At 70.0% G+C, this 13696-nt stretch carries 7 protein-coding genes; all 7 read right to left on the bottom strand.

Features of this window, described 5'->3' with window-relative positions; translation table 11 throughout:
- Entirely contained in the window at positions 1 to 7638 is a 7638-nt protein-coding gene (locus tag ACEN8G_RS05495) for a filamentous hemagglutinin N-terminal domain-containing protein (protein ID WP_413415737.1), read from the bottom strand.
- A gap of 28 nt (positions 7639 to 7666) precedes the next feature.
- On the bottom strand, positions 7667 to 9379 hold the full coding sequence (locus ACEN8G_RS05490; protein WP_413415736.1) for a ShlB/FhaC/HecB family hemolysin secretion/activation protein: 1713 nt from the start codon (positions 9377 to 9379) through the stop codon (positions 7667 to 7669).
- Positions 9380 to 9597: 218 nt separating this feature from the next.
- The gene (locus tag ACEN8G_RS05485; protein ID WP_413415735.1) at positions 9598 to 10380 is read right to left on the bottom strand and encodes a hypothetical protein; all 783 of its coding nucleotides are present in this window, start codon (positions 10378 to 10380) and stop codon (positions 9598 to 9600) included.
- A gap of 22 nt (positions 10381 to 10402) precedes the next feature.
- Positions 10403 to 10792 carry a hypothetical protein gene (locus tag ACEN8G_RS05480; RefSeq protein WP_413415734.1) on the bottom strand — a complete coding sequence of 130 codons (390 nt, stop codon included), beginning with the start codon at positions 10790 to 10792 and terminating at the stop codon, positions 10403 to 10405.
- Between the two features lie 335 nt (positions 10793 to 11127).
- Positions 11128 to 11904 (bottom strand): alpha/beta fold hydrolase, encoded by a 777-nt coding sequence (locus ACEN8G_RS05475; RefSeq protein ID WP_413415733.1) that lies wholly within the window; start codon positions 11902 to 11904, stop codon positions 11128 to 11130.
- Positions 11905 to 11929: 25 nt separating this feature from the next.
- Positions 11930 to 12340 (bottom strand): organic hydroperoxide resistance protein, encoded by a 411-nt coding sequence (locus ACEN8G_RS05470; RefSeq protein WP_413415732.1) that lies wholly within the window; start codon positions 12338 to 12340, stop codon positions 11930 to 11932.
- Positions 12341 to 12366: 26 nt separating this feature from the next.
- Positions 12367 to 13638 (bottom strand): epoxide hydrolase family protein, encoded by a 1272-nt coding sequence (locus ACEN8G_RS05465; protein WP_413415731.1) that lies wholly within the window; start codon positions 13636 to 13638, stop codon positions 12367 to 12369.
- Between the last annotated feature and the right edge of the window lie 58 nt (positions 13639 to 13696).

Below are 13696 nucleotides of genomic sequence, written 5' to 3'. Positions count from 1 at the left end.
TCACTTCTGCTCCTGGGGGATGGGCTGGGGCTCGATGCCCGGCGCGCCCGGCTCGGCGATCGAGCCGACGCCGGCGAACAGCGCCTCGTTGTTGCTGCCGAGCACCGGATCGAACGGCAGGGTGAAGTCGGCCTCGGCGCGGAACACGACGAGCCGGCCGGGGTCGAACACGTTGAGCGTCGGCTGCGAGATCGTCGTGGTCAGGCAGCCCGCCGCCGTACCGAGCACGCAGCCATTGACCCGGGCATTGGCCAGGTCGATGCCGTTCGCGTTGATCACCGTGTTGCCGAGGATCGCAGTGGAGGTGCCGCCGACGCCGTTGATCGTGCCGAACAGCGCAAAGGCGGTGCGGGTGCCGTTGCCGGGACCGAACAGGCTGAGCGCCGGGCCGCCGGCCGGGCTGCCCGTCAGCACCACGCCGGTGTTCATCCCGCGCGTGCCGGTGTTCTGGAACAGCGCGAAGTCGTTGAACCGCACGGTGAGCCGCGCCGCGGTGAGCGTCGTCTCCTCGCCGGTGACATAGGGCGAGCCGCCGGCAAGCGCGCTGTAGAGCGGCGAGTTGGAATTGCCGATCAGCGCCGCCGCCTGGTCGGCCGAGGCGCCGCCATTGGCGAACAGCCCGTCGAGCAAGCCGCTCTGGCCGAGCGCGATCTTCGCCCCGCGCAGCTCGACATCGGCATTGCTGAAGAACAGCCGCCCGCCGGCATCGGCGGTGGCGAGGATCTGGATCGTACGGGCCAGCGTCGTCGCGTCGGTGGCCGCGCCACCGAAGCGGAACAGCCGCCCCACCCCGTCGCCCTCGACCACGCCGACGATCTTGAGGTCGCCGGTGGTGAGGATGTCGACATGGCTCCGGCCGGTCTGGGCGCCAAAGGCAAGCGTGCCGATCGTCACATCGCCGGCACCGCCATCGAACACGGCGCGATCCGCGTCGATCCGGGCGATCTCGCTCGCGCTCAGGCCGGGGCCGACGCCCCCCGCATCGGCTGCGGTGCCGAGACGCAGGCCGCGGGCGGGATCGCTGCTGCCGACGGTGACGATGGGCGCGCGGAGCGTGCCGTTCAGGACGAGGTCGCCGGCACGCACGGTGAGCGCATTGGTGGCGGTGAGGCCGCCAAGGGTCGCGGTGCCCCCCGCGCGCAGGGTGGCGGTCGCGGCGGTCAGCTTGTCCAGCCCGAGCGCGCCGGTCAGATCCACCGTGGCGTCGCCGCTCACCGTCGCATCGGCGATCGTCGCGGTGACGCCGCTCAGGTTCAGCGAACCCAGGTTGAGCATGCCCAGCGTCATGGTGCCGCCCTTGAGTACGGCATTGGCCGCGCGGAGCCTGGTGATCCCCAGGGTGCCGGTGGAGGTCAGGTTGGCGTCGCCCGTCAGATTGCCGTCGGCCAGCTGGATGCTGCCCGCCGTGACGCGCAGCCCGCTGCCCGTACCGGTGCCCAGGTCGACGGCATTGGCGGCGGTGACCGTCATTCCCGCCGGCGCCTGCCAGCTGTCGATCGCCACGCCCTGGGCCGAGCCCAACGTGATCGCGCCGGCGCTGGTCAGCTGGCCGAGGTCGATCATGCCGGCGGTGCTGGTGAGGGTGGTGGTGCCGGTCGCGGTCAGGCCGTCGGCAGTGATGCTGGCCGCCCGGAAGGCGAGGTTGCCGCCGCGCAGCGCCTGGACGTCGAGCGCGCCGCTCGCGGTGAGCGTCGCGTCGCCCGTGACGGTGGCGTCGGTAACGGTGATGCCCCTGCCCGTCACCGCCAGCAGGCTCGAGGTTCCGGTGCCGAGGGCCACGTCGCCGAGCGCGGAGACGGTCAGCCCGGCGGGCGCCTGCCAGCTGTCGAGTGAGACACCCTGTGCCGAATCCAGCGTGACCGCGCCGGTGCTGTCGAGCTGGCCGAGATCGATCGCACCCGCCGTGCTGGTGAGCGTGGTGGTGCCCGTTGCGGTCAGGCCATCGGCAGTGATGCTGGCCCCGCGGAAGGCGAGATTGCCGCCGCGCAGCGCCTGGACGTTGAGCGCCCCGCTCGCGGTGAGCGTCGCGGCACCCCCGACGGTAGCGTCGGTAACGGTGATGCCCCTGCCCGTCACGGCCAGCAGGCTCGAGGTTCCGGTGCCGAGCGCCACGTCGCCGAGCGCGGAGACGGTCAGCCCGGCCTGTGCCTGCCAGGTGTCGAGCGAGACGCCGGTCGCCGAGTCCAAAGTGACCGCGCCCGCGCTGTCGAGCTGGCCAAGGTCGATCGCTCCCGCCGTGCTGGTGAGCGCCGTCGTGCCGGTGGCGGTGAGGCTGTCCGCGGTGATGCTCGCCGCCCGGAAGGCGAGATTGCCGCCCCGCAGCGTCTGGACGTTGAGCGCGCCAGTCGCGGTGAGCGTCGCGGCGCCACCGACGGTGGCGTCGGTAATGGTGATGCCCCTGCCGGTCACGGCCAGCAGGCTCGAGGTACCGGTGCCCAGCGTCACGTCGCCGATCGCCGAGATCGTCAGCCCGGCCGGCGCCTGCCAGCTGTCGATCGCGACGCCGACCGCCGAATCCAGCGTGACCGCGCCGGTGCCGGCGAGCTGGCCGAGATCGATCGTCCCGCCCGTGCTGGTGAGCGTGGTGGAGCCGCTGGCGGTGAGGCTGTTCGCGGTGATACCCGCCGCGCGCAGCGTCACATCGGCGCCCGTCAGCGTGTCGATCGTCAGCGTGCCGGCCAGGTTCGATGTGGTCGCGCCGGTCACCGTCGCATCGGCGATGGTGGCCGACCCGCCCTGGAGCGTCAGCGTGCCGAGGGTGAGCGAACCGAGCGTCGCCGAGGCGGCATTGCTGGTCAGCCCGGCGGCCTGCACTTCGTCGAGCGTCAGATTGGTGCCCGCCCGCGCAGTCACTGCGCCCGGCGCGGTCAGCTGGTGGACGGCAAGCGCCGCGCCCGAATCGAGCGTCACGCCGCCGCCGCTGGTCAGCGTACCGACATCGATCCCGCCGGTCGCGGTCAGGCTGATCGCACCGCGGGCAGTCGCGCTGCCCAGCGTCATCGCGCCGCTCACCGCGGTCAGGCTCAGCGCCGCGCCGGCGTTGACGCTGCCGATGTTCATCGATCCCGAAGTGATGCTGAGGCCGCCCGGCGAGGTGATGCTGCCGGTGGTCAGGTTGCCGATCACCTCCAGCACCACATCGGTGCCGGCAAGCCCGGGGCTGGTGCCGCTGCGGCCGCGAATGTCGCCGCCCGACTTGAGCGTCAGCGTCGCGCCCGCCGTCGCGCTGTCGGTGAGGATGTTGCCGGCCAGTGCGATCAGCGAGACATTGCCGCCCGCGCTCGCGGTGCCGACCGACACGTCACCGCCATTGGCGGTCAGCACCAGGTCGGTCAGGGCATGGGCGGTGTCGATCGACAGCGTGCCCGAGCTGGTCGTGGCGCTCGCCGCGCCGCCGGTGCTGTCGAGCCCGACGAGGGTGATCGTGCCGCCGGTGAGCACGGCATTGCCGCTCGCCGTCCAGGAACCGCCCTTGAGCGCGCCGCCGTTGACGGTCAGCGTGGTGCCGTTGAGCGCCCCGAGATCGACCGTGCCGCCGCTCGCATCGATCGCCACCGTGCCCACGCCGTTGAGCGCGGTTCCGGTGAGGTTGCCGTTGGTCAGGTGGAAATCGACCGCGCCTGTGGAATCGAGCGTGCCGAAGCGCAGGCTGCCATTGTGGGTGAGCGAAGCGGCGATCGCGGTGTGGCCGGCATCGACCGAGCCGACCGTCCCCGCCTCCACATTGTCGCCCAGGTCGATCAGCTGGCCATTGCCCGCGCGCAGGCCGAGCTGGCCGGTGCCGGTGCTGCCCGCCTGGAGCACGCCCGCGCCGAAGTCGATCCCTCCCGCACCGTCGAGGATCAGCGCGCCGCTGCCGCTGCGCAGGGTGAGCCGGTTGCCGCCGGCGATCGCGCCGCTGGTCGCGACGATGTCGACCACGCCGGCGGCCGACTGGAGCTCGGCGTCATTGTCCACGCCCAGCGCCACCGTGGTGCCGCGCACGCGATAGTCGCCGCCGGCGCTGATCGCATCGGTGACCGACACCGCGCTGCCTTCGACGCGGATATCGCCGGTGGCCGTGCCCGAGCCGAGCGTCACCGTGCCGCCGGTCGAGGCGAAATGCGCCGCCCCCGCGGTGGCGGTGAAGTCGCCGAACGTGAGGTGGCCCTGCATGGCCACGTCGATCGTGCTCGCCGAAAGCGTGCCGATCGTCGCGCCGCCGCCGCCGCTCAGCGAGATCGCGCCGCCGGTGCTGGTGATCCCGGTGCCGGTGATCCCGCCATCGACGACCAGATTCACCGCGCCGTTCACCGTCACGTTTCCGAAGGTCAGGCTGCCGGCCAGCGGCGCACCGCCGGCGATCACCAGGCCGTTCGCATCGACGTCGCCGAGGCGGAAATTGCCCGTCGTCGCCGAATCGATCACCACCAAGGATTGCCGGCCCGGCCCACCGCGCAACAGGCTGTCGGTGCCGAGATTGGCGCCACCGTGCAGCGTCAGCGCCTCGGTGCCCACCCCGTCGGAATTGGCGGTGAGCTGCAGCCCGGCGATGCTGGAGATGGTGCTGCCATTGGTCGCGGTGATGTCGACCGTGCCGGTCGCATCCTGGGTGCCGCCGAGCGTGACGCCCCTGCCGGTCACTGCGTAACTGCCGGCGATCGAGACCGGTCCGTCGATCGTCACCGCGCCGCTCGCGGTGACGCTGGCATTGCCGCCGGTGGTGGCGAGCCCGTCGAGCGTCAGCCCGCCCGCGGTCGCCTTCAGCGTGATGCCGCCCGCCCCGCTCACCGCGCCGGCGTCGATCGTCGCGGCCTGGAGGTTGACCGTGCTGCCGCTGACCGCGGCCAGCCGCGCATCGCCGCCCGCCGTCACCGAGAGCGCGCCACCGGCGCCCAGCGCGGCACGGCCGCCGCCGGTGCCCGTGATGTCGTCCGCTGCATTGAGTGTCACCGTGCCGCCGGTGCTGGAGAGCGATCCGATCGCGATGTCATCGCCGCTGGTCAGCGAGACATTGCCGCCCGCGACAAAGGTGTTGAAGCCGATGTCGTTCGAGCCGGTCGTGGTGATCGTCGCCGCGCCGGTCACCACCACGGTATCGAACGACACCGCGCCCGCCGAGGCGACGGTGAGCGAACCGGCCGCGAGCGGGCCGACCGAGATCACCCCGCCGCTGCTGTTGAGCGTCACCGCCCCGGTGGCGGTGATCGACAGGCCGGCCAGATAGCGCGTGCCGCTGCCGCCGGTGGTCGAGAGCGTCGCCGTGTTCGTGGTGATCGCGTCGAAATCGACCTGCCGGCCGGACAGGATCACATTGGTCGCGCTGTTGATGTTGCGCGTGTCGAGGACCGGCGCCTGCAGGCGGATCTGGCCGCCGCTGCTGAGGTTGCCGGTGGTGATCGACGCGCTCGATACCAGGTCCAGCGCCGCGGTGGTGCTGACATTGCCGAGCACCAGGTCTCCAGTGAGCGGCGCGCCGCCGGCGATCGACAGCGAGGCGCCGTTGATGTTGCCCAGGTTGATGTCGTTGTTCGCATTGGTGTCGATCACCACCGCGGACTGGTTGGCGATGCCGCCGTTGAGTGTGGTGGTGGCGCCCAGCGTCATCCGCCCGCGCAGGGTCAGCGCCTCGGTGCCGACGCCGTCGACATTGCTGGTCAGGCCCAGTACGCCGCTGTTGCTCAGCGGGCCGCTGCGCGCGGTGACGGTCACCGCCCCGCCCGCCTGTTGGCCGCCACCGAGCGTCACCGCATCGCCGATCACGCTATAGTCGCCGCTGACCGAGACATTGCCGACGACGAAGGCGTCATCCTCGGCATTGAGCGCCGCCGTGCCGTTCGTCACGCTCAGCCCGCCGAGCCGCGCGTTGCCGTTGTGGCTGGTGAGCGTGGCGCCGGTCACTGCCTGTACATTGGACGCATCGAACGATCCGGCGTCGAGCGTCACCGCCCCGCCGGTCGAGCGCACGGTGCCGAGCAAGGCGCTGCCGTCGACGTCGATATCGACCGTCCCGGCGGCGGAGACGCTGGCGCGCGTGCCGCTGGTCTCGCCGGTCAGCGTGGTGGCGTCGAGCATCACCGCGCCGCCGTTCGAGGCTACCGCGCCCGCGCGCAGCGCGTTCGCCGCCTCGAGCGTCACCGTTCCGGCGGCGGTCAGGCTGGTCAGGGTCAGGTCGTCGGCTTCGATCGTCGCCGCGCCGCCCAGCGTTACCGTGCCCAGCGTGATGTCGCCGCCATTGCCGAGGAACGCCGCGCGGGAAAGCTTGCCCTCGAGCGCGCCGCCCGACAGCCCGCCGTCGAGGGTCAGCGCCTCGACGTCGCCGAGCCGGATATTGGCGCTGCGGTCGCCGGTGAAGATGTTGACCGCCGAGGCCAGCCCCGCGCCGCCGGCCTTGAGCGTGGTGCCGGTGCCGAAGTCGATATCGTCATCGGCGTCGAGGACGAGCGCCTGCCCGCCGCCGCCATCGCCGTCGGCCTCGAGCAGGAGCGAACCGATGCCGCTGATATCGCCGTCATAGGCCACTACCGACACCGCGCCATTGGCCCGCTGCAGGATCGTGCTGCCGATCTTGCCCAGGACCACGCTGGGTCCGCGGACCTTGTAGTCGCCCTGGCTGGAGACCGTGCCTTCGACCGTGACCGTGCTCGTCCCGCCGATATGCACCCCGGCATTGCCGGCGCCGCCCTGATAGGTCAGCGTGCCGCCCACCCGCACGCCGACGCTGTTGTTGGTGTTGACGCCGGTCGCCCGGATGTCTGCATCGATCGAGGACTGGCCGCCGACGATGACGATGCCCTTGTCGCCGGCGACGGCGCGGACATTGGCGTCGACCTGGAGCAGCGAGTTGGTCGCCGATCCCCGCGTCGCCATCGCGAAATAGACGTTGCGGCCCTGGATCGTCCCGCCGACGATCTGCATCGCCTGGCTCATGTTGGTGCCGCGGGTGATCTGGATGCCGAGCGGACTGCCCGGCGTGAAGTTGAGCGTCACGTCGTCGGCGGCGACCAGCGCGGTGTCCTGCGTGCCCGAATCCAGCGTGCCGTTGCTGATCACCTGCCGCCCGAGCAGGATCAGGCCGATGCCGGTCCCGCGCGTGGCGATGCTGCCGTTGACGGTGATGTCGCCGCTGCCGTTGCCCGAGAACTGGTAGGTGCCGGCGAGGAAGTCGCTGTTCGAGATGTCGCGCGTCGAGGCCACGAACGAGCCGGTCGAGACGCTGCCGGTGCCGCTGATCATGATCCCGTTGGGATTGACCAGGAACACGCTGACATTGGGATCCGAGTTGAGCGCGCCGCGGATGTTGGAGGCGCCGGTGCCGGTCACCCGGTTGAGCACCGCGACCTCGCCGGCCAGCCCGGTCTCGAAGTTTACCCGGCTGCCCTGGGCGATGTTGAACCGGTCCCAGTTGATGATCGTGCTCTGCGCGCGCAGGTCGACGTCGAGATTGGTCGCGTTGCCGCTCAGATTGCCGGTGCCGCCGTTGAAGGTCGGCGCGCCGGCGCCGGTGGGGGTCACCACGGTCTGCCCGCCCGGCGTGTTGTTCTGCGCGCGGGCCATGCCCGGCATCAGCGTCATGCCGCCGGCGAGCGCGGTGGACAATGCCAGCGCCCGCAGGGTCGAGGATCGCGCGGCGCGGGCCTTGGCGGGGGTGGTCAGCATGATACGCTCCTCGAACAACAGGCCGGACTCAGCGGGCAGCGTCGCTGAACCGCAGCGACAGGGACACAAGCAGGCGATTGGGCGGGCGCCGCTGGTCGATCGTCAGCGCCTTGTCCTTGGGATGGGCATAGGTCACCTCGAGCAGCGCCATGCCCGGCAGGGTGAGCCGCACGCCGCCGCCGAAGCTGGAGAGCTTGCGGTTGCGCTCGGTCGCGCCGCGGTCGAGATTGTCGAGATAGACGAAGTCGTAGAAGCCGAAGGGCTGCACGGTGAAACTCTGCGAGATCGGCAGGGTGAACTCGGCCTCGGCGCTCAGGCCCACCGCCCGATCGCCGCTATTCGCGCCGGGATCATAGCCGCGCCCGATCGTCAGGTTGCCGAGCGAGAATTCCTCATAGTTGAGCAGCGAGACATTGGTCCACTGGACCTGGCCCTTGCCGATCAGCCGGAACCAGGGGCTGGGTCCCACGATCCCCTCGACGCTGCCGCGCGCGACGAACGCGTCCGAATTGCCGTCGATGCGCGACTGGACGTGCCCGTCGACGAATCCCTGCTTCGACGCGCCGAGGATGTCGAATCCCTTGCGCAGCTCGATGGCGGTGCGCAGCGACCAGATGACGCTGCCGTCCTGCCGGAGGTCGCGCATGTCGCCGCTCACGCTGGCATAGACGATCCGCATCCGGTCGCGGGTCAGCGGCAGCTTGGTGCCGCCCGAATAGATGTTGGTGTCCTGGTCGATATAGTCGACGCCCGCGCCGACCGAGATGTTGGTGTTGAGCGAGCGGACCAGCGGCCGGGTGAAGTCGAAGCCGGCGATCAGCGTGTCGGTGCGATAGTCGAGCGCGCCGAGATCGGGCCGCGACCAGGCGTAGCTCAACCGTCCGCCAAAGGTGGAACCCTGCCCGTCCAGGCTGATGATGTGCCCGGCCTGGAGGATCTTCTGCTCGTGGAAATCGGCAGTGCTCGACACGCCGAGATAGGTCAGGTCGCCCATGCCCGTAAGGCCGTAATATTCGCCGCGGACATAGGCGGTCTCGCGGCCGAGCACCTTGGAATTATAGTTCTGCGCGTTGGCCAGCACGGTGAAGCGGCGATAGTTGATCGTCACTTCGCCGATCACGTCGCCCTGGCGTCCGCCGGCCGGGCGCAGCGCCAGCTGCACGTCGAGCCCCGGCACGTCGCCGGCGAGCAGCAGCAGCCGCTCGACCGTGCGCTCGTTGAGCGGGTCATAGGCCTGGAGCTGGGCGAGCCGATCGCGCAGCAGCGTCTCGTACGGCCCGGGATTGCCGCGCACGCGGGTCTCGACCATCCGCGCGGTGACGATCTGCAGCTTGAGCACCCCGTCGGTGATCTCCTGCGCGGGGATCTGCACCGAGGCGATCCAGCCGCGCCGGCGCAGCGCAGCGTTGACGCTGTCGCGCAGCTCGCAGACCACGCGGATCGACTGGTCGCCGCTCGGCAGCCTGAGGTCCGATATCGCCGCCGCGATCTCCGGCTGCAGCGCCGAGCCGTCGGGGCGCGAGAACTCGACCTTCTTCAGGTCCAGCCGCAGCGGTGAATCCTCGAACGGGCAAGTCTCCGCCTGGAAGGCGCTGCGCGAGTCGACATTCACCGTCGAGCGCTTCTGGATCTCCGGGGTCGGCGGGGTCACCTGCTCCGGTGATGGCAGGCTCTGCTGCGGCGGATTGGTCTGCGCCGCGGCCGCGCCGCTCCACAGCAGCCCGGCGAGCAAGGCGCCCATGCCGCAACCATTACGATAGAACCACCCTGAACGATGCACGCCGCGCTTCCCCTTAAAACGCCTGTGGCACCAGAACGGTGCCAATCCTGAACGCACGAACCCACAATCGCCATTTGGCGATTTTCTTATAATTTATGATTATTTTACTACGCGGTAACCCGATATCTGCAGATATGTTAGTAAGCTAATCTTTCAGCTTTGTGTCGCGACCGGAACATTCAACGCTCCTGATAGAAACTGTTTCCCGCGAGCGTCTTGTAAAGTGTGACATCGCTGCTCGGCGCGCCGCTGCCGGCGGTGCGCCACCAGTAGAGCTTGCCGCCCGTCGGGTCGGGCGGGCGCGGCCCGCGGGCGATCTGGAGCACCGCCTCGACATGGGCGCGCAGCACCGGCTGGCGCTGGTCGCCCGCCTCGTTGGCAAGGCGCAGGATGTTGTTGATATTGGCCAGCACGTCGCCGGCGATCGTCGGATAGCTGCCCAGCCCATGGAACTGGCCGGGTGCGCGGATCACGTCGGCCAGGCTGGTCGCGCCCTGCGAGCCCCAGCGGCTCGACGGCTTGGCGCGGCGATTCTCGACCACCACCCGCATCAGCCGCAGCGATTCGCCGATCTCGGCCTGGGCATTGGCCGCCACCAGCGTGGGGTTCGGCGCCTCGGCGAGCAGCAGGCGGGCGAGCAGCCCGGCATCGGTGGTCTGGTCCGGCAGGGTCAGCACCGGCTGCACCCGGACCTGCACCGGCCCATAGACGACCCGGTCGCCCGAGCGGATCGACAGGCTGGTCTCGCCGCCCAGCACCGCATGCAGGATGAAGGTGGTGAAGTTCGGCCCCATCCGGTTGTTGACCTCGACCGCATTCGCCACCGCCGGGGTGGAGGAGACGATGGTCAGCGGCAGCTTCTCGCCGGCGCCGGGCAGCACTTTCAACCTCAGGGAATTGCCCGCCACCGCGACGATCGGCGTCGCGACGGACTGTCCGGACAACCATTGCAGATCGGCCATTCGCGTTCCCCTCGCCTGCCGTTCAGGATGCGCTGATCGTGTATTTGTCACCCCTGGCAGCGCAGTCGGCGAGCTTCGCAGCGACCCAGGCGCGGGTGACGAGATAGGTACTGCCCGCTACATCGGCCTCGGTGGCGACCACATCGGTCTTGAGGTTCAGATTGCGGTTCGAGCGCAGCAGCGCGTCGGCGGAATCGCTGCCGTCGCCCCGGCCGAGCCAGAGGATCAGCCGGTCGCCCTCGCGCCAATGCACCCAGCCGGTGGCGCCTTCGGGACCGCGATAGCCGATCGCGCAGAAATGCTGGAGGCCCCTGGGGCGCGGCGTCGCCTCGGCGAGCAACCGCCGGATCGCCGGCGCTGCATCGCCGAACGCCGGATCGCCGCGCGGGGCAAAGCTCGCCTCGGCCTGCACCGGGGGCGACGAAAGCGCCGCTGGGGCACAGGCGATTGTGAGGGAGGCTAGCGCAGTCAGGAACAAGGCATGCCGAAATCGCGTCAAACCAGCTCCCCCACGCAACGCAACCGTCAAAAGGCCCGTCTTGTGGCCCCGCAGTCGAACCCCTTTCGCGGCAGAAAGTTCCTCGCTTTGCGGGCAGTTGATGCGCCATTCCGGCTCGATCGGGCGCAGAGGGGGCCGCCCGAAAGGCTCGTCGGAAAAAAAATGCCCACGGTCGGCGACGCTGGTGGCCGACCGTGGGCTTGGGCGCCGGCGCGAGGGGGGCGCTCGGGGACCGCCGGCGCCTCAACTCAGTGCGCGGTCGCCGCCTTCTCGATCTGGCTGGCCACGGCCTGGGCGTGCGAGACCATCACCACGTGCGAGGCGCCCTTCACCACCACCGTGGCGCGCGACTTGGCGCGATCGGCCATGAACGCCTGGGCGGCGGGCGGGATGTTCTTGTCCGCGTCGCCATAGATGAACCAGGACGGGATGTGCTTCCACGCAGGCGCGGTGCTCGCCTCGCCCAGCGCCGTGTCGGCGATCGGGCGCTGGCCGGCAGCCATCAGCTTAGCATCGGCCAGGGGCACGTCCGCCGCGAACTGGTCGTGGAACTTCGCCTGGAGGATGTAGAGGTCATTGCCGCCACCGGCGAGCTTGACCGGCGGGGCGAGCGTCGGCGGAAGGGTGCTGCCCGGGAACTTGCCGGTAAGGGCAAGGGCGCTCTCGCCCTCTTCCGGGGCAAACGCAGCGACATAGACCAGCGCCTTGACGTTCGGGGCGCCCTCGGCCGCCTCGCTGATCACCGAGCCGCCATAGCTGTGCCCGACGAGCACGACCGGCCCGTCGATGCTCTTGAGCAGGTCGGCCACCGAGTCGGCGTCACCGCGCACGCTGCGCAGCGGATTGGCGGCGGCGATGACGGTATAGCCGTCGCGCTCGAGGATCTTGATCACGCCGTTCCAGCTCGACGAGTCGGCAAAGGCGCCGTGGACGAGGACGACGGTCGGCTTGACGGCCTGGGCCTGCGCAGCGGGCGCCAGGGCGGAGGCGGCGAGCAGGAGCCCGCCAGCGATGAGCTTCTTCATGGTGATACTCCCTTCAGCGCCGCGCTCAGACGAGCGCGACGACGGCGTCGATATTGCCCTTGATCGCCTTCGAATAGGGGCAGGTGCGGTGCGCGGCCTCGATCAGCTGGCGGGCGATCTCCGGCTCCACGCCGGGGACGCTGACGTTGAGCCGGGCGGCGAGCGAATAGCCGTCATCGCCGTGGCGCAGGTCGACCTCGGCATCGATCGCGAGGTCGGCCGGCAGGGTGATCCCCTTCGCCTTGGCGGCGATGCCCATCGCGCCTTCGAAGCAGGCGGACCAGCCCGCGGCGAAGAGCTGCTCGGGATTGGTGCCCGCGCCGGCGCTGCCGGGCACGGCGAGCTGGACGTCGAGGCGACCGTCCGAGCTGCGGGCGGCGCCTTCGCGGCCACCGGTCACATGGACATGGGCGGTGTACAGGGTCTTGTCGGACATCGATATTCTCCTTGGGATCGGTTGATTCAGCGCAGCGGACGGAAGGCGGCGCGCACTTCCTCGGCGAAGATTTGGGGCTGTTCCCAGGCCGCGAAATGGCCGCCGTTGCTGGCTTCGTGGAAATAATAGAGGTTGGTGTAGCAGCGCTCCGCCCAGCTCTTCGGCGCGCGGAAGATCTCGCCGGGGAACACGCTCACCGACACCGGCAGGTCGATGACGCCACGCGCGTTGAAGTTGTTGGTGTGGTCCTCCCAATAGATCCGCGCGGCGGAGGCGCCGGTCTGGGTCAGCCAGTAGAGCGACATGTCGTCGAGGATCGCGTCGCGGCCGAGCACGCGCTGGGGATTACCGGCGGGATAGGTCCACTGGCCGATCTTCTCGTACATCCAGGCGGCCATGCCGACCGGCGAGTCGACCAGCGAATAGCCGATCGTCTGCGGCCGGGTGTTCATCATCGCCGCATAGGCCGAATTGTCGCGGTAGAAGGCGACGAGCTGGTCGAAGGCAAACCGCTCCTTCTCCGTCAGACCCGCCGGCGCCGGATCGCCCGCGGCGAGGATATGCGCGATCTCGGCGGGGACCACCGCGGGCATGGTCAGGTGGATGCCGATCAGCCCCGGCACATGCTGGAGCGCCATGCGCTGCGAGATCACCGAGCCGCAATCGCCACCCTGGCTGACGAAGCGGTCATAGCCCAGTCGCCGCATCAGCACGCTCCAGGCGCGGCCGATATGGTCCGAGCCCCAGCCCGGCACCGTCGGGCGGGCGGAGAAGCCGAAGCCGGGGATCGAGGGCACCACGACGTGGAATGCGTCCTCGGCCTTGCCGCCATGCGCGGTCGGGTTGGTCAGCAGGTCGATCACGCCGAGGAACTCGATGATCGAGCCCGGCCAGCCATGCGTCAGGATCAGCGGCATCGCCTTGTCGTGGCGCGAGCGGACATGGATGAAGTGGATGTCGAGCCCGTCGATCTCGGTCAGGAACATCGGCAGCGCGTTGAGCCGCGCCTCGAACTTGCGCCAGTCATAGCCCTGCGCCCAATAGCGCATCAGCGGCTCGAGCTCCTGGCGGCGCACGCCCTGGCTGTCATCGGCGACCGGCTGGGCATCGGCCCAGCGCGTCTCGGCGATCCGCCGCTTCATCGCGCGGACCTCCGCCTCGGGGATCGCGGCCCTGAACGGGCGGACCGCGTCGCTGCCCGCCTGGGCGAGCACCTGCGACGGCATCGCGCTCACCGCCCCGGCGATGGCGGCACCGACCACGAACTGGCGGCGTGTCGCTTCATTGTCTCCGAACACTTTGCACTCCCTCCGAAACTGATGGAGGCACAGATAGGGAAATGCCGGCGCGGCGCCC

It is taken from the genome of Sphingomonas sp. Sphisp66 (genome assembly GCF_047324325.1).
Taxonomy (GTDB): domain Bacteria; phylum Pseudomonadota; class Alphaproteobacteria; order Sphingomonadales; family Sphingomonadaceae; genus Sphingomonas.
The sequence above is the reverse complement of the archived record's forward strand: the minus strand, read 5'-3'. Positions and strand labels throughout refer to the sequence as shown.

Excerpts from the sequence above, each read along its gene's own strand:
- ACEN8G_RS05485 (WP_413415735.1), bottom strand. The coding sequence starts at position 10,380 with ATGGCCGATCTGCAATGGTTGTCCGGACAGTCCGTCGCGACGCCGATC.
- ACEN8G_RS05470 (WP_413415732.1), bottom strand. The coding sequence starts at position 12,340 with ATGTCCGACAAGACCCTGTACACCGCCCATGTCCATGTGACCGGTGGC.
- ACEN8G_RS05490 (WP_413415736.1), bottom strand. The coding sequence starts at position 9,379 with ATGGGCGCCTTGCTCGCCGGGCTGCTGTGGAGCGGCGCGGCCGCGGCG.
- ACEN8G_RS05475 (WP_413415733.1), bottom strand. The coding sequence starts at position 11,904 with ATGAAGAAGCTCATCGCTGGCGGGCTCCTGCTCGCCGCCTCCGCCCTG.
- ACEN8G_RS05495 (WP_413415737.1), bottom strand. The coding sequence starts at position 7,638 with ATGCTGACCACCCCCGCCAAGGCCCGCGCCGCGCGATCCTCGACCCTG.